We start from the raw sequence: 25,335 nt of genomic DNA, 5'->3' as shown, positions 1-25,335 counted from the left end.
GACGTCAGCGCGCGTCCCGCCCCGCCTCCACCGCCCGCCGCAACAGGCGGTCCAGCGCCCCCGGATCGGTCCAGGTCACGGTGATGTCGATCACGTCCACCTGCTGGCGCTGGTCCGGGCTGAGCCGGGCCGCGTCCTTGGCCGTGGTCACGGGCAGCGCGCCCAGCAGAAAGGCTTCGTCCAGAATGGGCTGGATGTCCGCCGGCTGGTACGGGTGATGGTCCGCGAAGGGATGGGCCGCCACCACCCGGCAGCCCACATCGTGCAGCAACCGGAACACCTTGGCCGGATCGCCGATGCCGGCGAAGGCGACCACGGATTGCCCTTGCCACGAGCGCACACGAGGTCCGGGCTCCAGGCCGGCGGCGAGGACCGGCACCTCCCTTGGGACCCGCCGCGCCACCCCGGTCCGGTCCGGTCCCATGACCACCACCGCGCCGGCCCGGCCCAGGCCCACCGGCACGGGCTCGCGCAGGGGACCGGCCGGGATCAGGCGGCCGTTGCCGAAGCCGCGCGCGCCATCCACGACGACAAGGGAAAGGTCCTGCACCAGCGCCGGGTTCTGGAAGCCGTCGTCCATCACCACCACGTCGGCGCCGTCCACCACGGCGGCCCGACCGCCCTCGGCGCGGTCGCGGGCGATCCACACCGGCAATCCGCCCCGCGCCATCATCAGGGGCTCGTCGCCCACGGCCGCCGCGTCGTGCACGCCCGGATCGACCCGCAGGGGCCCGGTCTCCTGCCCGCCGTAGCCGCGCGACAGCACCATGGCGTTGAGGCCCATCGCCTTGCGCAGGCGCCAGGCCACGGCCTCGACCACCGGCGTCTTGCCGGTTCCCCCGGCGGCCAGATTGCCGACACAGATCACCGGCACGGGCAGGCGCTCCGGCTTCCCCCGGGCGAGACGCCGGGCCGTGGCCCAGCCGTACAGCAGCCCCACGGGCTCCAGCAGGCGGCCGGCGACGCCGCCGCCGTCCCGCCGCCACCAGAACTCAGGCGCCCGCATGACGCCCGCCTCCGGCCGGCGCCAGCGGATCCAGCAGGGGCGCCAGCGCCGCCATGACCCGGTCGAGCACGCCGGCCTCACCGTCGGCGAAGGCCGCCCCGCGCTGGCCCAAGGCGGTCCGGGCCTGGGCATCGGTCAGCAGCGACCCGAGCACGGCGGCCAGATCGGCCTCGTCGGCGACCTGCCGCGCGGCCTCCGCCGCCCGCATGCGGGCGACCATGTCGCGGAAGTTGTCCATGCGCGGGCCGAACAGCACGGCCGCGCCCAGCCGCGCCGGCTCAAGGGGGTTCTGGCCGCCGCCCTCGCCGGCCAGGGTCTTGCCCATGACCACGACGGGCGCCAGCCGCGCCGCGAGGCCCACCTCGCCCATGGTGTCCATCAGATAGACGTCGGTGTCCCGCCCCGGCCCCTCTCCGAGGCTGCGGCGGGCGACCCGCACGCCCTCGGCCGCCAGCGCGGCGGCCACGGTCTCGCCCCGCACATGATGGCGCGGCATGACCAGGGTCAGCAGCCCGGGAACCCGCCCGGCCACCTGCCGGTGCACCCGGGCCACCAGCGCTTCTTCCGGGTCGTGCGTGGACAGCGCCAGCCAGCACGGCCGGTCGCCGATCGCCGCCCGCAGGCGGGCCAGCTCGTCCGGGTCCGCCGGCGCGGGCGGCGCGGCGAACTTCAGGTTGCCCACGCAGGCCACCGGGTCCGCGCCCAGGGCGCGCAGCCGCGCGCCGTCCGCCTCGCTCTGGGCCAGCGTCACCCGCATGGGGCCGAGCATCGCCCGGATGGCCCCCGGCCCGTAGCGCGCCCAGGCCCCGGCCGACCCGGGGGACACCCGGCCGTTCAGCAGCGCCATGGGGATGCGGCGCGCGGCCGTCTCGGTCATCAGGTTGGGCCAGAACTCGCTTTCGGCGAACAGCGCCAGATCGGGCCGCCAGTGGTCCAGGAAGCGATGCACCGCCCGCCGCGACAGGTCCACGGGCACGAACTGATGCAGCGCCCCCTCCGGCAGGCGCGCCGCCATCAGGCCCGCCGAGGTGACGGTGCCCGTGGTGCACATCACCCGCACCGCCGGGCGCTCGGCCCGCAGGCGCTCGATCAGCGGCAGTAGCGACAGGCCCTCGCCCACGCTGGCGCCATGCAGCCAGACCAGCGGCCCATCCGGGCGGGGGCGGCCGGGATGGCCCAGGCGCTCACCCAGACGCGCGGCGTCCTCCTTGCCGCGCGCCAGGCGGCGACGAAGGGCGAGCCGCACGACGGGCGCGGACAGGTCGGTCAATCCCCGGTAGAGGGTCAAAAGGGCCATGCGCGCGCCGGCATCTGTGGGGTGGGGGCTCGGCGAGGCTTAAGGGGGCCGGCGCGCCGGGTCAAGCGCTGGCCGCACCCACCGCCTTCGTTGCCGGCTCGGCCGGGTCGAAGGGGCAGATGTTGGAGAGGAACTGGTCCACGCTGGCGTCCCACGACCGACCTTCGGCGAACGCCCGACAGGTCGCCGGATCGGCCTCCAGCGCGGCCAGACAGGCGGTGCGCAGGTCGTCGTCCAGACGCCCGACCGGCGCATCGCCGATCACATCCAGCGGCCCGGCCACCGGGAAGGCCGCCACCGGCACGCCGCAGGCCAGCGCCTCCAGCAGCACCAGCCCGAAGGTGTCGGTCAGGCTGGGGAACACGAAGGCATCGGCGACCGCATAGTGCAGCGCCAGATCCTCGCCCCGCTTCTCGCCGGTAAACACGACCTCGGGATGACGGACGCGCAGGTCTTCCAGTTGCGGGCCGCCCCCCACCACGATCCTGGTGCCGGGCAGGTCGAGGGACAGGAAGGCCTCGATGTTCTTTTCGATGGCCACCCGACCCACATAGACGTACCAGGGACGCGGCCCCTGGATCACGCCGTCGAGCGCGCTCTTGTCGCGGGGCCGGAACAGCGCCGTGTCCACGCCCCGGCCCCAGCGCCGGATGTTGCGGAAGCCCCAGCGGGTCAACTCGTCCTCGATGGACGGGGTCGCGACCATGATGGCGCGGGAGCGGCCATGGAAGTGCCGCAGCAGGGCATAGCTCCAGTCCACCGGCACCCAGAACCGGGCGTGGACGTATTCGGGAAACCGGGTGTGGAAGGCGGTCGTGAACGGCCAGCCCCGGTCGATGCACAGGCCGCGCGCGGCCCAGCCGAGCGGTCCTTCGGTGGCGATGTGGACGACCGTGGGCGCCCAGTCAGTCATCGCCGCGCCGATGCCGTGACGCGGCGCCAGCGCCAGCCGGATCTGCGGGTAGGTCGGACACGGCACGGTCTCGAACTGGTCCGGCGTGACCATGCGGACGGCGTGACCCCGCCCCTCCAGATGAGCGCGCAGGGTATCCAGGGTGCGCACGACGCCGTTGACCTGCGGGAACCACGCATCGGTCACGATCATGATGCGCTCGCGGCCGGAGTCCACCGCCCGGGCCGGGGGCAGAGCATCGTGATCGTCAGGGTCCGGCGAAGGACGGGTATGCGGGGCGGACATGCTGGCCCGACCCCCTCAGAACGAGGCCCGGGCGCGCTCGCGGACCGGGAGCGGAGCGGCGGCCTCGTCCCCGGATTCGCGGGACGCCGCGCCCTCGTCGTCTGTATTGGCGGGGGCGTTGGCGGCGGGTTGCAGGGTGGTCCGCTCGGGCGCCGGATGCACCAGAACGTCCGCTCCGGCGGCCGGAACCGTCGCGGGCGCGGCCCCGCGCGCGCCCTTCGCGCGGCGGGGCTGGCGGCGATATTCCTCGACCATCGAGACGTCGCGCACCTTGGTCCAGTCCAGGATTTCCATGCGGCCGTCGGTGTGTTCGACCATGGCGGTGCAGCTTTCCACCCAGTCGCCGTCGTTGCAGTACAGCACCTCGCCCACCTGCCGGATCTCGGCGTGGTGAATGTGGCCGCAGATGATGCCGTCCACGCCGCGCTTGCGGGCGAGGTCGGCCATGCCTTCCTCGAACTTGGTGATGAACTGAACGGCGTTCTTCACCTTGTGCTTCAGGTACTGCGAGACCGACCAGTACGGCAGGCCCAGTCGGCGCCGCAAAAGGTTGAACCAGTGGTTGATTTCCAGCACGACCACGTAGGCCCAGTCGCCGAGCACCGCCAGCCAGCGGGCGTACATGACGACGCCGTCGAACTCGTCGCCGTGGATGACCAGATAGCGCCGGCCGTCCGCGCCCTCATGGATAGCCTCGCGGCGCAATTCGATGTCGCCGAATTCGGTGTCGCAATAGTCGCGGGCGAATTCGTCATGATTGCCGGGGATAAAAATCACCCGGGTGCCCTTGCGGGCCTTGCGCAGCAGCTTCTGGATGACGTCGTTGTGGGCCTGGGGCCAGTGCCAGTGCTTTTTCAGCCGCCAGCCGTCCACGATGTCGCCGACCAGATAGAGTGTCTCGCTGTCCGTCTCCTTGAGGAAATCCAGAAGCATCTCGGCCTTGCAGCCGCGCGTGCCCAGATGGATGTCGGACAGGAAGATGGTTTTGTAGACCTGCGGCCCCGGACCCGTTGCGGTCATGTCCTCGACCTGCTTCTCTGACGTTGTGTTGCCTCGGGCGACCTCGCCCGGTGTCTGTTGCCGTGGCTGCATCGTGTCACCACCTGCGTCGTTCGGCCTGCCGCCCGTCGCGTCCGGCGTGTCCCGCGGGTGTCGTTCCCGCCCCTGCTCCTGCGTGGGGCCGGCCGCCGCGCGGCCCGGCCCTTGCGGACCGTCTACGCAGTCGAACGCCGGACCGCAAGCGAAAGGACGCAGGGATGGCCCCCGGATCGAACGCCTGAACCGTGCGGGCCCCAACTCTAGTGTACGTGAGCCATGGACGCACCGGATTTTGATTATGAAACAAATAATTCACGGCGACCGGCGGTCCGCGCCGGACTGGTCGTGATTGCCAATCCGAAGGCGGGGGGCACCAGCGCCCGGCGGCTGGCTACGGCCATCGAGACCCTGCGGGACCTGGGGCACGCCCCGGCCATCTGGTACACCCGGGGCGCCGGGCAGGGCCGGCCCCTGGCCGCGCGCGCGGCCCGCGAGGGGGCGGCGGTCGTCGTGGCGGCGGGCGGCGACGGCACCATCGCCGAGGTGGTCGCGGGGATCCTGGACGCCTGCCCGACTCCGGGCCCCGACCGACCGGCGGTCGGCCTCATCCCCTTGGGTACGGTCAACGTGCTGGCCCGCGACATCGGCCTGAAGCCGCGCGTTCCCCGGGTCGCGGCCCGGGTGCTGGACGCGGGCCACCGGCGCCTTTTGAGACCCGCGCGGCTGAATGGTCGCCCGTTCGTCGCCATGGCCAGCACCGGGATCGATTCCGAGGTGGTGCGCTGCGTGGATGGAGTCCTGAAGCACCGGGCGGGCGCGGCGGCCTATCTGTGGGCGCTGCTGTCCATCGTGCCGCGCTATGCCTACCCGGTCATCACCGCGACCCTGGAGCGCCCCGACGGGTCGGTCGAGGGCCTCACCGGGGCCCTGGTGCTGGTCACCCGCTCGCGGTTCTACGGCGGCTCGCTGACCGTCGCGCCGACGGCCGAGATCGGCGCGCCCGACCTGCATGTCGTGGTGGTCCACCGCCCGGGGGCCGTGGCGCTGGCGGGGCACGGCCTGGGCCTGCTTACCGGCCGGTTCGGGCGGGGGCCGGGTGTCAGCCTGCGCACGGCCCGCCGCGTGACCGTGGAGGCCGCCGGGCCGTTGCCCGTGCAGGCGGACGGCGATCTGGCGGAGACCCTGCCGGCCGCGATCACCCTGGACGTGGAGGACGGCCTGGACCTGATCGCGCCGATGACATGAACCTGTTCGGCCTGAACAATAGGCCGATCTTCACGGAAGGCCGGGGACGGTCTCGGAGAGTCAGGCCGAGACGTGCAGAGGGGTCGCGCCGTCCCTGTCCTGTCACTGTCATCCCGAGCCGCAGGAGGCGGCGAGGGATCTCGGGAGACAGAGTGACGCCGCGCCGGGACCCCGCCCGTGCGCGAGATCCTTCAGGCGCTCTGCGCCTTCAGGATGACGGTCCTGTTGTCCCGCTTCCCCGTCGGGATGACCCGAAAAAAAGGGTGACCCTGGGGCCACCCGTGAGGCTGATATGCGGACGGAAATCGGGGACCGGAGGACCGGGACGCAGGCTAGCGGGCCGTGGTGTAGGAATAGGACGCGCAGGTGCCGACGGCCGAGTCCGACGCCGGCATGGCGACCAGGCTTTGCACGTTGCCGTCGTTGCGCAACTGGAAGTCGGCGGCGGACAGCACATCACCGCTGGTGGCGTGGATCAGCTTGGCGTTGACGAACACCCACTGGCTGCCCGGCGTGTACGTGCCGGCGACGATCGCCTGGGCGCCGACGCTGCGGCTGATGTCGCGCAGGTCGCGGGAGAGAACCAGTTCCCCCGTGCCCTCGCGCACCTTCAGGGAGCTGCCGAACCGCATCTCGCGCACGGTGTAGCCGGCGTTGGTCAGGCGGGTGGCGATCTGCTCCGCGACCAGACGCCCGATGGGGGCGGCGCGGGTCAGGTCGCCGTTGTCCACCAGCGTGGTGACCACGATCGGCTTGTCGGTGTTCAGGCGGGCGTGGGACAGTTCCAGAAGCTGATCGGCGGCCTGATAGCTGGCCGCTTCCACGTCCACCGCCGGGCGGGACCGCTCGGTCTGGAACGTGTCGGGAAACTGCTCGGGCGCGCAGGCCGAAAGCGCGGTCACGGCGGCGCCGGCGACCAGCACGGACATCAGGACGGATCGCATCACCGGCCTCCCCTATTCGACGACATAGTGGGCGACCGGCGGTTCAGGCAGGTCGCGCCGAACCGGCTGGTCCTCCGCCGCGGCCTTGGCCTCGGCCTTGTCTTCCATATAGGCCGTGGGTCCGGGAGCGGTGCCGCATCCCGCCGTCGCGACGGCCAGGACGCCGGCAATGAGCAAGAGACCTGATCTGCGCACGAGCGTCATCCTTTCTGCTCTACCCCGACCACTGTAGCAACAACGAGCAAAGAATGTCAATACTCAGAAGGCTCTACAAGACGAAATTTAAGCGGTTAATGAAGTCTTAAATCTGGCCGCCACCCGGTCCGGCCCTCACCCCCCTGCCCGCCCCCAGGTCAACAGATTCAGGTCAACATGAGGGTGCTTTTCGCGCCGTCGGCGCAAAGCTGTCGAGATCCCTCGCCTCGCTTCGCTCGCGCGGGATGACGAAATAAAATGAGAGGATGTCATCCGGAAGCCGCGAAGCGGCTGAAGGATCTCGAGCGCGGTTCTCCGACCCGTTGCCAAGGGCTGCCGGAGCAATCCCGTTGCCCTGAACCCGTTGCCGTTGCCGTTGCCGTTGCCGTTGCCCTGGCCCTCACCCGGACCGGACGGTGCGCACCGCCGCGTCCCGCTCGAACAGGTACAGCAGCACCCGCAGCGCCCGGCCGCGCTCGCCCTCCAGGTCGGGGTCGCGCGCCAGGATCAGCTTGGCGTCGGCGCTGGCGGTCTCCAGCAGATCCGTATGCGCGTCCAGGTCGGCGAGGCGGAAGTTCGGCATGCCGCTCTGGCGCGTGCCCAGGACCTCGCCGGCGCCGCGCAGACGCAAGTCCTCCTCGGCGATGACGAAGCCGTCCTCGGTGTCGCGGATCACCCGCAGGCGCTCGCGGGCCACCTCGCCCAGGGGCCCCTGATAGACGAGCAGGCAGCTTGATTTTTCAGAGCCACGCCCGATGCGCCCGCGCAACTGGTGCAACTGCGACAGCCCGAAGCGTTCGGCGTGCTCGATCACCATGACGGTGGCGGCGGGCACGTTCACGCCCACCTCGATCACCGTGGTCGCCACCAGCACGTCGCAGCCCTCGCCGGCAAAGCGGGCCATCACGGCGTCCTTGTCGGCGGCCTTCATGCGGCCGTGGACCAGCCCGACCCGGCCGCCCAGCACCTCGCGCAGATCCTCATAGCGGCTCTCGGCGGCGGCCATGTCGGCGGTTTCCGACTCCTCCACCAGCGGGCAGACCCAATAGACCTTGTGGCCGGCGGCCATGGCGCGCTTGATGGCGTCGATCACCTCGGTCAGGCGCTGGACGGAGAGCACCACGGTCCTGATCGGCTGGCGGCCGGGCGGTTTCTCGTCCAGACGCGAGATGTCCATGTCGCCGTAGTGCGTGAGCGTCAGGGTGCGCGGGATCGGCGTGGCGGTCATCACCAGCACGTCGGCGTCCGGGCCCTTGGCGGACAGACCAAGGCGCTGATCCACGCCGAATCGGTGCTGCTCGTCGATCACCACCAGCCCCAGGTCGCGGAACGTCACGTCGTCCTGGAACAGCGCATGGGTGCCGACGATCACCCGCACCGTGCCGTCGGCCAGATCGGCCAGCAGGGCTTCGCGCGGCTTGCCCTTGTCGCGGCCGGTCAGCAGGGCGATGCGCACCCCGGAGGCCTCGGCCAGCGGCGCGAGGGTCTCCATGTGCTGGCGGGCCAGGATCTCCGTCGGCGCCATCAGCGCGGCCTGGGCGCCCGACTCCAGCGCGATCAGCATGGCCAGCCACGCCACCACGGTCTTGCCGCTGCCCACGTCGCCCTGCAGCAGGCGCAGCATGCGGGCGGGCTTCGCCATGTCGGCGGCGATCTCCTCCAGGGCGCGGGTCTGCGCCCCGGTCAGGGTGAAGGGCAGCCCGGCCAGGGCGGCCGCGCGCATCTCTCCGGCGCCCGTGCGCGCGCGGCCCGGGCGGTCGCGCATCTTGGCCCGCACGATGAACAGCGCGAGTTGGGTGGCCAGAAGCTCGTCGTAGGCCAGCCGCTGGCGGGCCGGCGCCAGGGGCGAGACCGCGTCCTCGTCGGCGGGGTGGTGCGCGGCCTCCAGCGCCGCCCCCCACCCCGGCCAGCCGCGCCGGGCCAGCAGCGTGGGGTCCAGCCACTCGGGCGCGGTCTCCGCCACCTTGAGCGCCAGCGCCAGCGCCTGCCCGGCCACCTTGTGCACCGTCTTCGGCGTCAGGCCCTGGGTCATGGGATAGACCGGCTCGACGGTCTGGATCTGCGCCAGGTCCGAGACCGGCACGATATGGTCCGGGTGGGCCATCTGCGGCAGGTCGTTGAAGTATTCCACGCGGCCGCTGACGGCCCGTTGCTCGCCCGGCGGCAGCATCTTCAGCATGTAGTCCCGGCCGGCGCGGAAGAACACGAGCGTGAGCGTGCCGGTCTCGTCGGATGCGGCGACGCGGTAGGGCGCGCGGCTGGCCGGCGGCGGCGGGCGGTGCTCGTCGATGGTCAGCACCAGGGTGGCGACCTTGCCGGGCATCGCCTCGGCCACCGTGGGGCGATCGCGCCGGTCGATCACCCCGGTCGGCAGGTGCCACAGCATGTCCACCACCTTCGGCCCCGCCAGCTTGTGGAACAGGGGCGCCACGCGGGCGCCGACCCCTTTCAGGGACTCGACGGGCTGGAACAGGGGATAGAGCAGTTCGGGGCGCATGGCGGCGGACGGACGTGGCGGGAGGAACCGAGGCGGGGTCTGCTGACAGCCGCGCCGGGATCCCGTATAACACGGAGCGACGGGGCGCGCGCCCCACGCAGCCGGCCCGGAGCGGATCATGGACGACCGACGCAAACGCATTCTGTACCGCGCCAAACTGCGCGGCATGAAGGAAACCGACCTGATCCTGGGGGGCTTCGCCGAGGAATTCCTGGCCGACATGGGGCCCGAGGAGCTGGACCAGTTCGAGACCCTGCTGGACGAGCCCGACGCCAACATCATGGACTGGCTGTTCGACCGCACCGCCGTACCGGCCGAGTACGACACGCCCATCATGGCGCGCCTGAAGGCCTATCGCCTGATGCCGCCGGTGTAGGGGCAGGCACGCCGGGGTTTGGCTATCTCACGGCGTCCACGACCGCCTGAAAGACGGCCACGGCGTCAATCCCGGCCAGCGCCAGGATGAACGCCAGGCAGATCAACCCCATCGTGTACAGGGCGGTCCCGGTCACCGACGACAAGACGTTGGGCCACCAGGTCCGCCTGAGCGTTTCGGCGCGGATATGGGGCGCCGCTTTCGCCACGGCCTCTTTCTGAACCTCCAGAAGAACGGATGTCGCCTCCCGGCGCAGCTTCCGAAGTTGTGAATCCCGGGTTCGGTCCTTCACCCATCTCTGGACTTCTTCCGGCGGCGGGCTGCATCCGGTTTCTTGCTGCCAGAGGTGGATGAACTCCCGTTTGTCCTGTTTATAGATTCCGTATGCGATCAGCCCGAGAGCATGTTTGACGCCGACGTCGGCCTGACCCGACACATCAAGCTGCGTCAGCCGCTCAAAGATTTCGTTGTAGTCCGGTTGGGTCATGATCGTCAGAATGGGGCCGCGTCTGAAACCGATGCCGGCCTCATGACGGAGACCCAACCTTTCCGCCCCAGTGCGCCACCCGGGCCTTCACGTATTGCCGCGTCTTTTCGCGGCGCAGTCTCAGGATCTCTTCAATCTTCTTGTCGGCACGGCGCAGGCCCGCATCCAGAATCAGGGACCGTTCGGGGTCGCGCTCGGGGTCACCGCTCCTGGTCGGTTCCGGAATGATCTTTTTGGTTTGCGATCGCATGCCCGCACCCCCATTGGAGACCTTGACCCCATCTCAGTGAAATATACGTGTGCCCCGCCCCCTTGAAAAGAGGCGGCGAAACGCGTCGGCGAAACGGGGCCCCACCGCCTGCGGGCCGGGCCCGCCCGCCGTCGAGCACTTCTGACATTTTTATCGATTGCCGCTGGCGGTCCGCCCCCAACATCAGGCATCCTTACAGGATGTGGGGCTATTCCCCACGGGGCCCCGGCCGGGGGGAACGGCCGGATCAGGCCCGGCGCGCTGGATGGGTGAAGGGGACTCACCATGACGGATGGGGACAAACGTCCGCGTCAACCAGAGGCCGTGCCCGGCGGCAGGGGTGTCTCTCAGTGGGCCGTCCTGATGGAGGGCCTGGGGGTGCCCGCGTTCGTCAAGGACCGGGACCTTCGGTTTACGGACTGCAACACCCTTCTCGCGACCCGGGTGCTCGGCTCCACGACGGCGGACCTGCTGGGCCGGACGGCGGCCCAGGTCATGGGACCGGCGGCGGCGGCCCCGCACGAGGAGCACGACCGCGCCCTGGTGCGGGATGCCGATGCCGGGGACCACTCCCCCCGCGTCTACGATGCCCCGATCCGGTACGCGGCGGCGGGTGGCGGCGCCGGGGGCGGCGCCCGCGGCCACGCCCGCTTCATCAAGGCCGCCCTGCGCGACCCGGCGACAGGGGCCGTCACGGGCGTGAGCGGGCTGATCGTGGACATCACCGCCGACCGCGCCCGGATGGCCGCTCTGGAGCGCACGGCCGAACGGTCCGATCACGCCAACGCCGAGAAGGACCGCTTCCTGGTCAACATGAGCCACCAGCTCCGCACCCCGCTCAACAACGTGATCGGCTATGCGGAGGCCCTGATCATGGGCGTCTTCGGTCCCCTGAACGAAACCCAGCGCGACTACGCCGAGAGCATCGTGAAGGCAGGCAGACATATGGAATCCGTCTTCGGCGTGGTGCTGGACGTGGCGCGGCAGACCGAACCGGGCCACGGCGACGGCGAGACCTGGGTGGACCTTCACACCCTGTGCGCCGACATGATCCAGACCGCGCTGCCCAGCGCCACGGCGGCCTCGGTCACGCTGGGCCTGCACGAGGACGAGGCCCTGGCGGGCCGCCCGCTGCACGTGGACGAGGGCGCGCTCCGGCACATCCTGCACAACCTGCTGGCCAACGCCATCGCCTTCACCGGCAGCGGGGGACGCGTGGACCTGACCACCGCGCTGGACCGCGACCGTCTGCTGATCCGGGTCAGCGACAGCGGCGGCGGGGCCACTTCGGGCGATCGGGTGCGGCGCATCCTCGACCCGTCGTCGTCCGCCGGCGGCCATCGGCCGGACCCGCAGGCCACCGCCGGCGTCGGCCTGACCATCGTCAAGACCCTGGTGGCCGCCCTGGGCGGGGTGTTCGACCTGCACAGCGTGCCGGGGCGGGGGACGACCGCCGCCGTGCGGCTGCCGGCCGCCCGGCTTGGCCCGGCCCGACCGTCCGGGCCCTGACGGACCCGGCGACTCCGAGGGCACACACACGACAGACTCGGGCGCGCCGGGTCCGCCTGCACCCCATGGCCCACCAGGGTAGGCAGCGTCGGAGACTCGGAGACAACCCTTCAAACGATCAACCAGAGAACACACTAGCCCCAAGGACATACCCCTGAAGCGGTAGACACGCGCCGCAACGCCGGGTTGGTATTGACAGCCGGGTTAAAGAGGCATTTTTTTTAGCACATCCTGTTCACTGCCGCATCTCAAGGCAGTCTTCCCATGTCCGACCAGCATATGATTTGGCTTGCGCTGTCCACATTCCTCGTCCTGCTGATGCAGGCCGGGTTTGCCTGCTATGAAGCCGGCATGGTGCGCCGGAAGAACTCGGTCAACGTGGCCATCAAGAACGTGGCCGACCTGGGCACCACCATCTTTTTCTTCCTGCTGGTCGGCAACGCCCTGATGTTCGGCAGCAGTTGGTTCGGGTTGATCGGCTTTGCCCCGTCCGTGGTGATCGACGGCAGTCCGCCCGACCTCTTGATGGCGTTGTTCCAGGCCATGTTCTGCGGCACGGCGATCACGATCGTGTCGGGCGCGGTGGCGGAGCGCACCAGCTTTCGCGGCTATCTGCTGCTGGCCATCTGCATGAGCGTCGTGGTGTACCCGATCACCGGGCACTGGGCCTGGGCCGAGGGGGGATGGCTTCTGCAACTGGGGTTCCTGGACTTCGCCGGCAGCACGGTCGTGCACGGCGTGGGCGGGGCCATCGCGCTGGCGGCGGTGCTGCGGATCGGGCCCCGCCTGGGACGGTTCGAGAGCGAGGGCTCGGCGTCCTACATCGAGGGGGACAACCTCGCCGTCTCGGCCCTGGGGGCGTTCCTGCTCATGTTCGGCTGGTTCGGCTTCAACAGCGGCGCGGCCACCGACTTCAACCATCAGGTCCCGCTGATCCTGGTCAACACGGGCGTGGGGGCGGCGGTCGGCATCGTCTCGATCCTGGCCATGGCGGCGGCGCTGGGCCGCAAGCCCAAGGCCACCGAGATCCTGACCGGCATGCTGGGCGGGCTGGTGGCGATCACCGCCGGCTGCTCCGTCGTCCAGCCGCTGGGCGCCATGGCCATCGGCGCCGTGGGCGCGCTGGTCGCGGTCTGGGGCCTGGGCCTGCTGGAGCGCGCCCGCATCGACGATCCGGTGGGGGCGATCCCCGTCCACCTGTTCGCCGGCGTGATCGGCACGGTCATGCTGCCCCTGTTCGCGACCCCCGAGCACATCCCCGAGGGCATCGGCGGGCGCACCGGATGGGTCGCCGTCCAGGCCCTGGGCGCCGTGTGCATCACCGGGGCCGCGTTCGTGGTCGCCTGGGTCTTCATGGGGGTCACCAACGCCTGGGCGCGCTACCGGGTCTCGCCCGAGGACGAGCGGATCGGCCTGAACGTGGCCGAGCACGGCGCGGGCACGGCCATGCTGGACCTGCTCAACCAGCTCTCCGCCCAGGGCTCGAAGGGCGACTTCTCGACCCCGGTGGAGGTGGACGCCGAGACCGATGCCGCCATCATCGCCTCGTTCTACAATCAGGTCCGCGAGCGCTTCGTCCGCGAGGCCGACCGCAGCCGGCGACTGCTGGACGAAGCGGCGCGCCTCGCCCTGCACGACCCGCTGACCAACCTGAAGAACCGCCGCGCCTTCATGCAGGCCGCCGCGATGGTGATGGCGGACCTGAACCGCTACGGCGGCGATGCGGTGCTGGTCATGCTCGACCTGGACCACTTCAAGGCCATCAACGACACCCACGGCCACGACGTGGGCGACGCCGTGCTGGTCGAACTGGCCCGGCGGCTGTCCCTGGCGGTGCGGGATTCCGACGTGATCGCGCGTCTGGGCGGCGAGGAATTCGCCGTCATCGTCTCCCACGCCACGCTGCAGCAGGGCATGGTCTCGGCGCGGCGCATGCTGCACACCATCAACGGCGCGCCTTTCGAGGTCGCGGGGGCGCCGAACGCCGCCCTGACGGTCACGGCCAGCCTGGGGGTCACCGCGCTGTCGCGCCACGCCCTGTTCGACCACGCGCTGAAGGCCGCCGACGAGGCGCTGTACGAGGCCAAGCGGGCCGGCCGCAACCGGATCGTCCCGGCCGGACAGGAGCGCACCGAACCCGCCGCCTCGCCCCCGACCCCGCGTCACGCCCCCAGCGGCGGCGGCAGTGGCGATCCCCTTGCCGAACCAAGCACGGCCTGATCCCCCATCGCGCGCACGCACCCATTGGCATGCGCGCATTGCATGCCTGACCTGACCGCCGGCCCCGGATTTTGTGCGCCGTCCGTATTCTAAACCGCGTAGCCTCATATCAGCGGCGCCGGCCCTCTCCCCCACCCGGCCACCCAACGAGAGTCCCCTGTGGGTGGCCGGGTGGGAGAGCGGGCCGGCCGCGGACTGCAACGGTCCTCAACAGAGGCCGTTGGTCGAACATGTCACTCCCTGGACAGCCCGTCCCCCGAACGGAAAGGTCCGACCGTGCCCCCTGCCGTGGCCTCGTGGTGGCAGGCGTTGTCCGGCAACGCCCGTGGCGCCCTGTTCATGCTGCTCAGCGCCGTCAGTTTTTCGGCCATGGGCGGCATGATCAAAGTCGTCGGCGGAGAGCTGCACAGCTTTCAGGTCGTGTTCTTCCGCTGCCTGTTCGGGATGATGGTGCTGCTGCCGTTCATCCGGCGGCAGGGCTTCGGCATCTTCCACACCCGGCGGCCGGGCATGCACAGCCTGCGCGTGGTGTTCGGCATCCTGGCCATGTTCTGCCTGTTCCACGCCATCACGCACATGGAGCTGGCGGCCGCGATCACCATCACCTACGCCCGGCCGCTGTTCATGATCGTGCTGGCCGTGCTGATCCTGGGCGAGGTGGTGCGCTGGCGCCGGGGGCTGGCCACGGCGGTCGGCTTCGTCGGCGTGATCGTGGTCATGCGGCCCGACCCGACGGCGCTGGATATCCATGCGCTGACGGCGCTGGCCTCGGCGGCCCTGATCGCCAGCGCCCTGACCATGGTCAAGATGCTCTCCAGCACCGAAAAGCCGCTGTCGATCCTGATGTGGTTCGTCACCGGGGCGGTGCTGGCCTCGCTGGGCCCGGCGCTGTGGGTCTGGCGCTGGCCCGAGCCGCTGACCTGGGTGCTGCTGGTGGCCATCGGCGCGGCGGCCAGCCTGGGGCAGTATCTGGCCGTCCGGGCCTACCGCGAGGGCGAGGCGACCCTGGTCACCCCCTTCGACTACAGCCAGATTCTGTGGGCGACTCTGATCGGCATGGTGCTGTTCGCCGAGGTGCCGGACGCCTGGACGCTGGTGGGCGCGGCCATCATCATCGCCTCGGCGCTCTACATCATGTACCGCGAGGCCCAGTTGGGCCGCCCCGCGACCCCGCACGGCGGCGATCATCCGCACCCGGATCCGGATCACGACCGGGACAGCACGGACGACCGGGGGCCGGACCGGCGACCCTGAGGCCGACTGTCGTAGGCCGGGCGGGAGTTGGACTCCCGCCCGGACCGTTTTAATCCCATCCACCGGGCGAAACGGTCCGGACCGGGCTGCAAGCCCCGTCCAGCCACTCAGACTCTGTTATGCGATACATTGAGACTGGCCGGCTTTTGTCCTGACTCGTCAGAACAAAAGCCATACGCCGCTTCGCCAGCCGACCAAACGGGATGACCCTTTCCGTCGGCCGGGATCAGAACCAGTCTTCCTCCATGGCCATCAGGCTGTCCGGCCCGGCCATGGCGGTCGCCCGGTGCGCCCCGGTGAACGGCATCTGGGCATCGGCGAAGAAGCGCGCCGTGGCCAGCTTGGACTTCAGGACGGTCGGGTTGCCCTCACCGGCCTCAAGCCGCCGCTGCGCCTCCAGCGCGCCTTTCATCATCAGCCAGCCGCCGGCGGCGATGCCGAACAGCAGGGCATAGGGCGTGCTGGCCGCCTGGGCGTCCTCGGGGATGGCGTGCTCCAGCAGCCAGGTGGTGGTCGCCTCCAGGTCGTCGATCACGATGCCGAAGCGCGGCGCCATGGCGGCCAGTTCGTTGGGCGCATCCGCCAGCGCGGCGTGGGTCTCGCGCATTTCCGCGATCAGCGCGTGAACCTCGTGCCCCTTGTCGCGCAGCACCTTGCGGCTGACCAGGTCGATGGCCTGGATGCCGTTGGTGCCCTCGTAGATACGGGAGATGCGGGCGTCCCGCAGATGCTGGGCCGCGCCGGTTTCCTCGATGTACCCCGTCCCGCCGTGGACCTGCACACCGAGATCGCTGACCTCGAAGCCCACTTCCGTGCTCCAGGCCTTCACCACCGGGGTGAGCAAATCGAGCCGATGATGCGCCGACTCCCGCCGGGTGTCGTCCGGGTGCGCGTGGGCCAGGTCCATGCAGGCGGCGGCATAGTACGTCAGCGCCCGCGCGGCCTCGGTCTTGGCGCGCATGGTCATCAGCATGCGCCGCACGTCCGGGTGATGCACGATCGAGGTCCGGCCCGATTTGGGATCGGTGACATCCACGCCCTGCACCCGGTCCTTGGCGAAGGCGGCGGCGTGCTGATAGGCGCGCTCGGCGATGCCCACGCCCTGCAGGCCGATGTTCAGGCGGGCGTTGTTCATCATGGTGAACATGCAGCCGAGCCCCTGATGCGGCGCACCGATCAGGGTGCCGATGGCGCCGCCCTCGTCGCCATAAGCCATCACGCAGGTCGGACTGCCGTGGATGCCCAGCTTGTGTTCCAGCGAGACCGCCTTGACGTCGTTCTTCCCGCCCAGCGAACCGTCGGGGTTGACCAGAATCTTCGGCACCAGGAACAGCGAGATGCCCTTGACGCCCGGAGGCGCATCGGGCAGCCGCGCCAGCACCAGGTGACAGATGTTCTCGGCCAACGCGTGGTCGCCGTGGGTGATGAAGATCTTCTGGCCGGTGATGCGGTACACGCCCTCGCCCAGGTCGGGCGCGGGCTCGGCCTTGCAGCGCAGCGCCGACAGGTCGGAGCCGGCCTGACTCTCGGTCAGGTTCATGGTGCCGGTCCACTCGCCGGAGACCAGCTTCGGCAGGTAGATGGCCTTCTGCTCGTCGGTGCCGTGGGCCTGCAGGGCCTCGATGGCGCCGGTGGTCAGCAGCGGGCACAGCGCCCAGGCCATGTTGGCGGCCTGCCAGATCTCGCTGACGGCGACGCCGACCACGCCCGGCAGGCCCTGGCCGCCGATCTCCGGCTTGAACGGCAGGCTGTTCCAGCCCGCCTCCAGGAACTGGGCGTAGGCCTCGATGGCGCCGTCGGGCAGATGCACGGTGCCGTCCGGATCCAGCCGGCAGCCCTGGCGGTCCCCGGACTCGTTGATCGGGGCCAGCACGCCGGCGCCGAACTTGCCGGCCTCCTCCAGCACGGCGGCGATCAGGTCGGGGGTGGCGTCCTCGAACCCGGGAAGGCCCGCGATCTCGGGAAGGCCCGCAAGGTCCAGCGCGAACTGCATGTCGTCGAGGGGCGCCGTATAGGTGCTCATGAGCGGGTCCTCCGATGTTCTGTCGGCATACGTGCCCGCCCGACCCTCGCGGCGCGGGGCGGGTCACCACTTGGGATGCTCCACCAGCATACCTGCCCGTCATCCGGCGATCACGTGCGTTCGGCGCATGTCGGCCGCGTTTTTCTCGCGTCCGGCCCACGCGGGCGGAGGCAGGGTCGCCCCACGCCGATGGCCCACCGCCGATAAACTCTGGGTTGCGCAAACCTTCGGTGCCCGGAGGGCCTCCACCGGACTCGGCGGCGCGGCGATCGCGCGGTATGCCCCACAGCGCCTCGAATTGCGTGTCATTTTGACTTTCAGATTTTCATTTTGCATGCGTTCCTGATGCAGGCGATGCAGAATGACGGAAGCCCGACGCTTGCGCGCGCCCGTCAAGCGCGCCAAGGTGCGGCCGAGTCGCCTGACCACCCGTCGGCGCGGGCGGGCGGGCGACGTCGGCACGTCTGTCTGAAGGGGCTTTGTCGTCGGGGACAGGAGGGCCTGCCAGAGGTCGCGGCGGGCGGGGCCGGGCGGCCAATAGAAAAAGGGGAACGGTGTGGCTTTGAGAGGGAGCAAAGAGCCAGCACCGTTCCCCGTTCCCATGTCTCCCTCGTGGCCAGGGAAGCGGACCCGGGGCCGGAGGAGAGACGGAATGGGGTCCTTCGCGACGGCGGACACGGGAAAGTCGCTTTGGAGCCCCCCAGACAGGCCTGCGGGAGGGGACGCGTTGCCTGCCTGTCGCGAGCCTTGCATAGGCCGTGCCAATCTTTCCGGCATCCGCGCGGACACCGCAGTACGGTGACCCCGCCGCGCCGACCACACGTCAGGAGTGTGCCTCGTGATCGTCATCGGCCGCAATCTGTCGCCCTTCACCCGCCGCGTGGTGCTGTCGCTGTCCGTGCTCGGCCTGCCGTTCGAGCGGCGGGAACTGGGCACGGCCACCCACATGGACGCGATTCGCCGCGTCAATCCCCTGGGCCGGGTCCCCGCCGTGACGCTCGATGACGGCACGGTGCTGATCGAAAGCAGCGCCATCCTGGACCACCTGGACGAACTCGTGGGCCCCGAGCGCGCCCTGACCCCGCCGTCCGGCGCGAACCGCCGGCGGGTCCTGCGGCACTGCGCGCTGTTGACGGGAGCCATGGACAAGGCCGTGGTGGCGTATTATGAGCGCACACGACGACCGGCCGAGATGGTGTATGCCCCGGCGGTCGAGGGCAACGAGCGCCAGGTCGCCGACGGCCTCGCCGCCGCCGAGGCCGAACGCCCCGATGCCGAGGGCGGCTGGCTGCTGGGCAGCATGCGTCCGACCCAGGCCGATCTCACCGCCCTGGTGGCGCTGCCGTTCCTGCGCATCGTGCTGCCCCATCTGGTGGAGCCGGGCCGACACCCCCGTCTGGAAGCCCTGGTGGCCCGGCGGGGCCCCGAGGTCCCGGGCTTCGTCGAGACCGATCCCACACCCTGACCGGCGGCCGTGCCCGCCGCCCCGCGTTCCGGAGTTTCCCGCGACATGGCGTCCCGATCCCACGACACGACCGCCGCCGACGGCGAGACGGCCCACGCCCCGGCCTCCGCCGGGGGCGACCGCATCGCCAAGGTCCTGGCCCGCGCCGGCCTGTGCTCGCGCCGCGAGGCCGAGCGCATGATCGCGGCCGGCCGGGTGGCGATCGACGGCACCGTGCTGGACACGCCCGCGCGCACCGTCGGCGCCAACGAGATCATCACGGTGGACGGCCAGCCCATTCCGCGCGCCGAGGAAACGCGCCTGTGGCGCTATCACAAGCCGCCCGGCCTGGTGACCACCAACCGGGATCCGCAGGGCCGCTCCACCGTGTTCGACAGCCTGCCCGGTGATCTGCCGCGCGTCGTCACCGTCGGCCGGCTCGACCTGAACAGCGAGGGCCTGCTGTTGCTCACCAACGACGGCGCCCTGGCCCGGCACCTGGAACACCCCGACACCGGCTGGGTGCGCCGCTACCGGGTGCGGGTCCACGGCCGGGTGGAGCCCGACCGGCTGGGCGCGCTCGAGTCGGGGGTGGTGGTGGAGGGCGTCCGCTATGGGCCGATCAAGGCCGCGCTGGAGCGCCAGCAGGGCGCCAACGCCTGGCTGACGGTGGCCCTGCGCGAGGGCCGCAACCGCGAAATCCGCCATGTCATGACCCATATGGGCTGGCCGGTCACCCGCCTGATCCGGATCGGGTACGGACCGTTCATCCTGGGCCCCCTGCCCCGCGACTCCGTCGAGGAAGTGCCGCGCCGGCAGCTTCGCGACAATCTGGGGGCCGGCTGGACCTCGGGCGGGCCGCGCCGCACCCGCCACGGCTCCGACCGGGACCGCGCCGGAGGCTCCTGATGCGCCTGTTTCCGCTCTCGCCCGTCGTCGCGGCGACGCTCGCGCGCGGCGACCTGTCCGTGGTGCCGCCGGGTGTGGACGTGACGCGGGTGGTCGATCTGGTGCGGGCCATGGCGGGTGCGCACCGCAAGATGTACCAGGTCACGGGCGCGACCGCCCCCTGGCTGGGACACCTCGCCATCGCGCCCGATCCGGAACGGGTGGTGGGCGTGTGCGGGTTCAAGGGCTCCTGCCGGGACGGCGCGGCGGAGATCGCCTATTTCACCTTCCCGCCGTTCGAGGGCCGGGGCCACGCCGTCGCCATGACGGGATGCCTGATCCACCTCGCCCGCGCCCATGCCGAGGTGCAGGAGCTGCGCGCCCACACCCTGCCGCATTCGACCCGGGCCGCGCGCGTGCTGGAACACCACGGATTCGAGCGCCTGGGCACGGTCGAGGACAGCGAAGACGGGCACATCTGGCGCTGGCGCCTGACCCTCGCCCCTTGACGCCACGGAGGGTCTACCAGCCATGTCAACGAATTGGTTGACGCGGCCGTCATGAATCAGCAGGGTGCCAAAATCTTGCGCGTCTGATATCCATCCGTCCGCCCAGTCCGGCCGCCCCGTGGCGTCCCTGGGGCGGGGCCGATGGCGTACAAGTGGGATCCATCCCGGACCAGACTTTCGGGCCGCGCGCGGCCGATGATTCCGGGGGCGCCTCGGCGGGGGCGGGATTCGCGGGCGTGCCGCAACGCAACACGCGAAAAGGACAGGTGACCGAACCATGCGACTTCTGAAGTGGGTTGCCCTCCTGGGTGGGCTGGCGCTGACCGGATCCGCCGTCACGAGTTCGGCCCTGGCCGCTCCGGAAACCGAATCGTGCAGCGTCGTGGGCATCTATGGCACCATCGCCCTGGTGGTCTGCCCCGATGCCAAGTCCGACGCCGCGTTCATTGCCGCCGGGCAGGAAGCATGCGAGCCCATCGCCGTGCGCAACGTGTGCAATGCCTGGATCTGGCGCAGCGAGCAGCGGGCGGCCCGCATGCTCCCCATGGAAAATCACCAGCTCGAAAGCGTGACCGCGCTGTGGATCAACCGCCAGGGCACCCTCAAGGTCTGCGCCCGCGACGGTTGCTACGCCGGCCAGAAGTGACGGCGTTGCGGCGCGCATCCTTGGCCTGACCGCCCGAACGCCGATCAAGCACCCTCTTTGTCCTGATCGCTCACCCGCGCGCGCGGGTGGGCGTCGGCGTGCATGCGCTTCAGCCGCGCCACATCCACAGCCGTATAGCGCTGGGTGGTGGACAGCGAGGCGTGCCCCAGAAGCTCCTGGATGGTGCGCAGATCACCGCCGCGCCCCAGCAGGTGGGTGGCGAAACTGTGCCGCAGGGCGTGCGGCGTCGCCGTTTCCGGCAGCCCCAGGGCCTCGCGCAACCGTCGGACCTGACGCTGCACCACGCCGGGATTGAGCCGCGCGCCCCGCACCCCCACGAACAGCGGATCGTCCGGCCCCAGCGCCAGGGGACAGGCCGCGCGGTACTCCGCCACGGCGTCCTGCACCACCGGCAGCACGGGCACCACGCGCTGCTTGCGGCCCTTGCCGGTCACGGTCATGGCCGGACCGTCCGGGGCATCGCGCTGGTTCAGGGCCAGGGCCTCGCCCAGACGCAGGCCGGCCCCGTACAGCAGCATCACCAGCGCCAGATCCCGCCGGCCGACCCAGCCCTCGTCCTCAAGATCACGGACGGCCTTGACCGCCTCGGCCGCCTCGTCCTCCGCCAGCGCCTTGGGCACCGGCGGCTTCGGGCGCGGCCCCCGCACCTGCGCCAGCGCGGGATTGTGCGCGAGGCCCTCGCGGTCGAGCCAGCGGAAGAAGCCCCGCAGCGTGGACAGCCCGCGCGCCTGCGCGGTGCGCCCCACGCCCTCGCCCCCGCGCCACGCCAGCCAGGCGCGCAGATCGGCGGCATCCAGCGTGGCCAGATCGGACAGGCCCGGCGTGCCGCCCAGATGGTCCGTCAGGAAGGCCAGGAAGCCCGCCAGGTCCCGCACATAGGCGTCGAGGGTGTGGCGGCTGACGCGGCGCTCGGCCCACAGCCAGATCCGCCAGCGGGTCACCACCGCGGTCAGGCCGGCATCGGCGGCCAGGGCCACCGCGGGCCCGGGCACGGGGGGCGCGGTCTCCTGTGCGGCGGGACCGGGGTCCGGGGCGGCGCCGGTCATCAGGCGTGGCCGCCCTCGCTGGACAACAGCGAGGGATCGACGCCCAGGCTGCGCAGCGCCCGGTCATACTTGGCGTCCAGGTCCAGGCCGAAGACCACGTTGGGGTCGGACTCCACCGTCAGCCACACGTTGCGGCGCAGTTCGTCGTCCAACTGCCCGGCGCTCCAGCCGGCGTAGCCCAGCGCCATCAGGGTGCGGGACGGTCCCGTGCCCACGGCGATGTCGCGCAGCACCTCCAGGGTGGCGGTCAGGGCCACCGCGTCGTCCACCACCAGGGTGCCCTCATGGATATAGTCTGCCGAATGCAGCACAAAGCCGCGCTGGCTCTCCACCGGGCCGCCGAACTGGACCTGAATCTGCTCGCACCGGGGTGTCGCCGGGATGCTGAGCTGCTCCAGCAGATCCACGAAGCTGAAGTCGGGAATGGCGCGGTTCACCACGAGGCCCATGGCGCCCTCTTCGGTGTGGGCGCAGATGTAGATGACGGCCCGCACGAAGCGCGGGTCGCTCATGCCCGGCATGGCCACCAGGCACTTCCCCGTCAGATAGCCGTCCGCCGCTCCGACGCTTGCAAACGTCGTTGCCATGGTGTTGAAGCCTCCATATCCCCGCTGACGGTGCGATGATCTCGTGACCCTGGCGCCGGTGTTGAACGGTGACAGGGGCGAGTCTTGTTTCGTCTCGCCGCGCCGACGCAATCGCGCCGGCCGGCCGACAAAAACGTTGACCTTTTGGCCGGCCGGGATGACACACCGAAGCCGCCGTCGGTCTTGGGGATGATTCGACCACGTCCGCCCCCCGATTCCAAGGGAAACCATGCGGCCCCCGGCCCTTGCGGTCCGGACCGCGCTTTCCGATATGGGAACGGCCACGGCGGCGCACAGGCCGCCACCCGGCGCGGCATGGCGCGGAAGGCCCCCGCCTTCGGGGGCGGGAGACGAAACCAATGAGCCGACCCCACCCCCTCATCCCGGCCCGCGCCAAGGCGCCGACGGCCCCGCTGGCTCTGGTCATCCTGGGGCTGACGATCGCCCTGGCGACGCTGCTCACGGCCGCCGCCGCGCCCGCCCGCGCCCAGTTGCCCGACTGGACGACACCCGGGGCCAGCGCCTGGGCCGAAACACCCGAGGGGCGGGTGCGCCTGATCGCGGCGCGCACCGCCCTGAACGGAAGCGACACCGTCCGCCTCGGCCTCCAGTTCGAGATGCAGGACGACTGGAAGGTCTACTGGCGCTCCCCCGGCGATGCCGGCTACCCGCCCTCCATCGACTGGTCCGGCAGCGAGAATCTGGCCGACACCGAGATGCTCTGGCCCGCGCCGGAGCGGTTCTCCGTGCTGGGCATCCAGACCCTCGGCTACAAGCACGGCGTGGTCTACCCCGTTCACGCCACCGTGAGCGACGCGAACCGGGGCCTGCGCCTGGATGCCCGCGTGGACTACCTGACCTGTGCCGACATCTGCATTCCGCGCACGGTGGCGCTGGCCATGGATCTGCCCGCCGGGCCGGGCGCACCCACGGACCACGCCCACGCCATCAGCCGCGCCGAGGCGGCGGTGCCGGGCGATGGACAGGCGCACGGCCTGACCCTGGACGCGGCGGTGGCGGAGACCGGCGCGGAGGGTGCGCCCGTGCTGCGCGTGGTCGTGCAGGCCGACCCGCCCTTGGAAAACCCGGACCTGTTCGTCGAGGGACCGCCGGGCAGTTGGTTCGATCCGCCCCGGGTGGCCCACGACGGCGACGGCCTGTCGGTGTTGTGGACCACGGCCGGGGGCGTGGAAACCCTGGCGGGCGTGCCCCTGACCCTCACCGTGGCGGATGGCGTGCGCGGCCTGGAAGCCCGGGTGACGCCGGAAGCCGCCACGGGCGGGCCGCATCCCCTCGCCGCCTCGGCCCAGGCGCCGGCCGGGCTTGCGGACGCCGCGCCCGTCCCAGCCGCGACGGGTCCCGCCGACATTCTTTCCATGCTCGGTCTGGCGCTGCTGGGCGGGCTGATCCTGAACCTGATGCCCTGCGTGCTGCCGGTGCTGTCGCTGAAGCTGCTGGGGCTGGTGGGGCACGGCGGCGGCACGCCGGCCCGGGCCCGCGCCAGCTTCCTGATGAGCGCGGCCGGCATCGTCGCCTCGTTCCTGGTGCTGGCCGGGGCCGCGATCGCGGTCAAGGCGGCCGGGGTGGCCGTCGGCTGGGGCATCCAGTTCCAGCAGCCGGCGTTCCTGGTGGTCATGATCGTGCTGCTGACCCTGTTCGCCGCCAACCTGTGGGGCCTGTTCGAGGTCGGCCTGCCCGGCTGGCTGAGCGGCGCCGCCTCGGCCGGGGCCGTGCGGGCCGGCGACGGCGATCCGCATTCCCTGTGGGGGGCGTTCGGAACCGGCGCCCTGGCCACGCTGCTCGCCACGCCCTGTTCCGCGCCGTTCCTGGGCACGGCGGTGGGCTTCGCCCTGTCGCGCGGCTGGGCCGAGATCGCGCTGATCTTCCTCGCCCTGGGCGTGGGCATGGCCCTGCCCTATCTGCTGGTGGCCGCCTGGCCCCGCATGGCCACCATGCTGCCGCGCCCCGGCCGCTGGATGCTGTGGATGAAGGCCGTGCTGGGCGTCGCCCTCGCGGGCACGGCCGTCTGGCTGCTCACGGTGCTCGCCGCGCAGGTGCCGCCGCTGGCGGCAGCGCTGGCGGGCGGGCTGATGGTGGCGATGGTCCTGACCCTGGCCATTCCCCGCGACCGCCTGCCGGTGCGCGCGGCGCTGGCGGGGCTGGTCGCGCTGGGCACGCTGGCCCTGCCGGCCTGGGCCGGCCTGCTGCCGGGCGGCGGCGGGACCGGACGGGACGGTGGCCCGCTGGCCGCCGATGCCGCCGACTGGCGCCCGCTGGACGTGGCCGCGATCCCCGGGCTCGTGGCCGAGGGCCGCACCGTGTTCGTGGACGTCACGGCGGACTGGTGCGTGACCTGCCTCGTCAACAAGCGGGTGGTGCTGGATCAGGACCCGGTTGCGGCCCGTCTGGCGGCCGAGAATGTGGTGTTGATGCGGGGCGACTGGACCCGACCCGACGCGGACATTGCGGCCTATCTGGCCAGCTTCGGCCGGTACGGCATCCCCTTCAACGCGGTCTACGGACAGGGGGCGCCGGACGGCCTGACCCTGCCGGAGCTGCTGACCAACGGCGCGGTCCTCGATGCCATGGACCGGGCCGGCGGATTGGATGCGGCCGCGGCCGGGGCTGATCCCGCAACCTGAGCCCCCGACGTGC

At 71.1% G+C, this 25,335-nt stretch carries 22 protein-coding genes; 10 read left to right on the top strand and 12 right to left on the bottom strand.

Annotation, left to right across the window (positions count from 1 at the left end; genetic code table 11):
* Positions 1-4: 4 nt before the first annotated feature.
* From lpxK to GHC57_RS06565, 4 genes are all read right to left on the bottom strand, one after another.
* On the bottom strand, positions 5-1,006 hold the full coding sequence (gene lpxK, locus GHC57_RS06580) for a tetraacyldisaccharide 4'-kinase (RefSeq protein WP_153342421.1): 1,002 nt from the start codon (positions 1,004-1,006) through the stop codon (positions 5-7).
* Entirely contained in the window at positions 993-2,303 is a 1,311-nt protein-coding gene (locus GHC57_RS06575) for a 3-deoxy-D-manno-octulosonic acid transferase (RefSeq protein WP_153342419.1), read from the bottom strand. Before GHC57_RS06575 ends, lpxK begins: the two co-directional genes overlap by 14 nt.
* Before the next feature lie 61 nt (positions 2,304-2,364).
* The gene (locus GHC57_RS06570) at positions 2,365-3,408 is read right to left on the bottom strand and encodes a glycosyltransferase family 4 protein (RefSeq protein ID WP_246152178.1); all 1,044 of its coding nucleotides are present in this window, start codon (positions 3,406-3,408) and stop codon (positions 2,365-2,367) included.
* Between the two features lie 108 nt (positions 3,409-3,516).
* Positions 3,517-4,521, bottom strand: a complete 1,005-nt coding sequence (locus GHC57_RS06565; RefSeq protein ID WP_211369133.1) for a UDP-2,3-diacylglucosamine diphosphatase — start codon at positions 4,519-4,521, stop codon at positions 3,517-3,519.
* Positions 4,522-4,884: 363 nt separating this feature from the next.
* On the opposite strand from GHC57_RS06565, the gene GHC57_RS06560 reads away from it, so the two are divergent.
* A complete protein-coding gene (locus GHC57_RS06560; protein WP_170294726.1) occupies positions 4,885-5,784 on the top strand; it encodes a diacylglycerol kinase family protein in 900 nt (299 codons plus the stop codon).
* 332 nt (positions 5,785-6,116) lie between these two features.
* Here GHC57_RS06560 and GHC57_RS06555 read toward each other — a convergent pair whose 3' ends face one another.
* From GHC57_RS06555 to recG, 3 genes are all read right to left on the bottom strand, one after another.
* Complete coding sequence (locus GHC57_RS06555) at positions 6,117-6,728, bottom strand: FlgO family outer membrane protein (protein WP_153342411.1); 612 nt, start codon at positions 6,726-6,728, stop codon at positions 6,117-6,119.
* 12 nt (positions 6,729-6,740) lie between these two features.
* Complete coding sequence (locus GHC57_RS06550) at positions 6,741-6,932, bottom strand: hypothetical protein (RefSeq protein ID WP_153342409.1); 192 nt, start codon at positions 6,930-6,932, stop codon at positions 6,741-6,743.
* A gap of 391 nt (positions 6,933-7,323) precedes the next feature.
* On the bottom strand, positions 7,324-9,420 hold the full coding sequence (gene recG, locus GHC57_RS06545) for an ATP-dependent DNA helicase RecG (protein WP_153342407.1): 2,097 nt from the start codon (positions 9,418-9,420) through the stop codon (positions 7,324-7,326).
* Between the two features lie 118 nt (positions 9,421-9,538).
* Between recG and GHC57_RS06540 the strand changes: the two genes are divergently transcribed.
* The gene (locus GHC57_RS06540; RefSeq protein WP_153342405.1) at positions 9,539-9,796 is read left to right on the top strand and encodes a succinate dehydrogenase assembly factor 2; all 258 of its coding nucleotides are present in this window, start codon (positions 9,539-9,541) and stop codon (positions 9,794-9,796) included.
* Positions 9,797-9,818: 22 nt separating this feature from the next.
* Here the strand turns inward: GHC57_RS06540 and GHC57_RS06535 are convergent, their stop codons facing one another.
* Together GHC57_RS06535 and GHC57_RS06530 are read right to left on the bottom strand one after the other, a co-directional pair.
* Entirely contained in the window at positions 9,819-10,283 is a 465-nt protein-coding gene (locus GHC57_RS06535; RefSeq protein ID WP_153342403.1) for a hypothetical protein, read from the bottom strand.
* 40 nt (positions 10,284-10,323) lie between these two features.
* Positions 10,324-10,533: a hypothetical protein gene (locus GHC57_RS06530; RefSeq protein ID WP_153342401.1), complete on the bottom strand. Its 210-nt coding sequence runs from the start codon at positions 10,531-10,533 to the stop codon at positions 10,324-10,326.
* 285 nt (positions 10,534-10,818) lie between these two features.
* Between GHC57_RS06530 and GHC57_RS06525 the strand changes: the two genes are divergently transcribed.
* The 3 genes from GHC57_RS06525 (at position 10,819) to GHC57_RS06515 (ending at position 15,516) form a co-directional block, all read left to right on the top strand.
* Positions 10,819-12,042 (top strand): PAS domain-containing sensor histidine kinase, encoded by a 1,224-nt coding sequence (locus GHC57_RS06525; protein WP_153342399.1) that lies wholly within the window; start codon positions 10,819-10,821, stop codon positions 12,040-12,042.
* 264 nt (positions 12,043-12,306) lie between these two features.
* Entirely contained in the window at positions 12,307-14,262 is a 1,956-nt protein-coding gene (amt, locus tag GHC57_RS06520) for an ammonium transporter (RefSeq protein WP_153342397.1), read from the top strand.
* A 276-nt stretch (positions 14,263-14,538) separates the two neighbouring features.
* Positions 14,539-15,516, top strand: coding sequence for an EamA family transporter (locus tag GHC57_RS06515; protein WP_153342395.1), 978 nt, complete (start codon positions 14,539-14,541; stop codon positions 15,514-15,516).
* Positions 15,517-15,742: 226 nt separating this feature from the next.
* On the opposite strand, the gene GHC57_RS06510 is transcribed toward GHC57_RS06515, so the two are convergent.
* On the bottom strand, positions 15,743-17,539 hold the full coding sequence (locus GHC57_RS06510) for an acyl-CoA dehydrogenase (RefSeq protein WP_153342393.1): 1,797 nt from the start codon (positions 17,537-17,539) through the stop codon (positions 15,743-15,745).
* Positions 17,540-18,377: 838 nt separating this feature from the next.
* Here GHC57_RS06510 and GHC57_RS06505 point away from each other — a divergent pair.
* The 4 genes from GHC57_RS06505 to GHC57_RS06490 all read left to right on the top strand — a co-directional run bounded on the left by GHC57_RS06505 (position 18,378) and on the right by GHC57_RS06490 (position 21,026).
* Positions 18,378-19,004 carry a glutathione S-transferase N-terminal domain-containing protein gene (locus tag GHC57_RS06505; RefSeq protein ID WP_153342391.1) on the top strand — a complete coding sequence of 209 codons (627 nt, stop codon included), beginning with the start codon at positions 18,378-18,380 and terminating at the stop codon, positions 19,002-19,004.
* A 45-nt stretch (positions 19,005-19,049) separates the two neighbouring features.
* A complete protein-coding gene (locus GHC57_RS06500) occupies positions 19,050-19,892 on the top strand; it encodes a pseudouridine synthase (RefSeq protein ID WP_153342388.1) in 843 nt (280 codons plus the stop codon).
* Complete coding sequence (locus tag GHC57_RS06495) at positions 19,892-20,380, top strand: GNAT family N-acetyltransferase (RefSeq protein ID WP_153342386.1); 489 nt, start codon at positions 19,892-19,894, stop codon at positions 20,378-20,380. The genes GHC57_RS06500 and GHC57_RS06495 overlap by 1 nt, the downstream gene beginning before the upstream one ends.
* A 277-nt stretch (positions 20,381-20,657) precedes the next feature.
* Positions 20,658-21,026, top strand: coding sequence for a hypothetical protein (locus GHC57_RS06490; RefSeq protein ID WP_153342384.1), 369 nt, complete (start codon positions 20,658-20,660; stop codon positions 21,024-21,026).
* Between the two features lie 44 nt (positions 21,027-21,070).
* On the opposite strand, the gene GHC57_RS06485 is transcribed toward GHC57_RS06490, so the two are convergent.
* Both GHC57_RS06485 and GHC57_RS06480 read right to left on the bottom strand, forming a co-directional pair.
* Positions 21,071-22,039 (bottom strand): tyrosine recombinase XerC, encoded by a 969-nt coding sequence (locus GHC57_RS06485; protein WP_343031127.1) that lies wholly within the window; start codon positions 22,037-22,039, stop codon positions 21,071-21,073.
* A gap of 53 nt (positions 22,040-22,092) precedes the next feature.
* Positions 22,093-22,680 carry a YqgE/AlgH family protein gene (locus tag GHC57_RS06480; RefSeq protein ID WP_153342380.1) on the bottom strand — a complete coding sequence of 196 codons (588 nt, stop codon included), beginning with the start codon at positions 22,678-22,680 and terminating at the stop codon, positions 22,093-22,095.
* A gap of 359 nt (positions 22,681-23,039) precedes the next feature.
* On the opposite strand from GHC57_RS06480, the gene GHC57_RS06475 reads away from it, so the two are divergent.
* On the top strand, positions 23,040-25,322 hold the full coding sequence (locus GHC57_RS06475) for a protein-disulfide reductase DsbD family protein (protein WP_153342378.1): 2,283 nt from the start codon (positions 23,040-23,042) through the stop codon (positions 25,320-25,322).
* Positions 25,323-25,335: the final 13 nt, after the last annotated feature.

The sequence above is a fragment of the Roseospira navarrensis genome (assembly GCF_009601025.1).
In the GTDB taxonomy this organism is placed as follows: domain Bacteria; phylum Pseudomonadota; class Alphaproteobacteria; order Rhodospirillales; family Rhodospirillaceae; genus Rhodospira; species Rhodospira navarrensis.
Note: the sequence above shows the minus strand (reverse complement) of the source record. Positions and strands in the feature narration are given on the sequence as shown.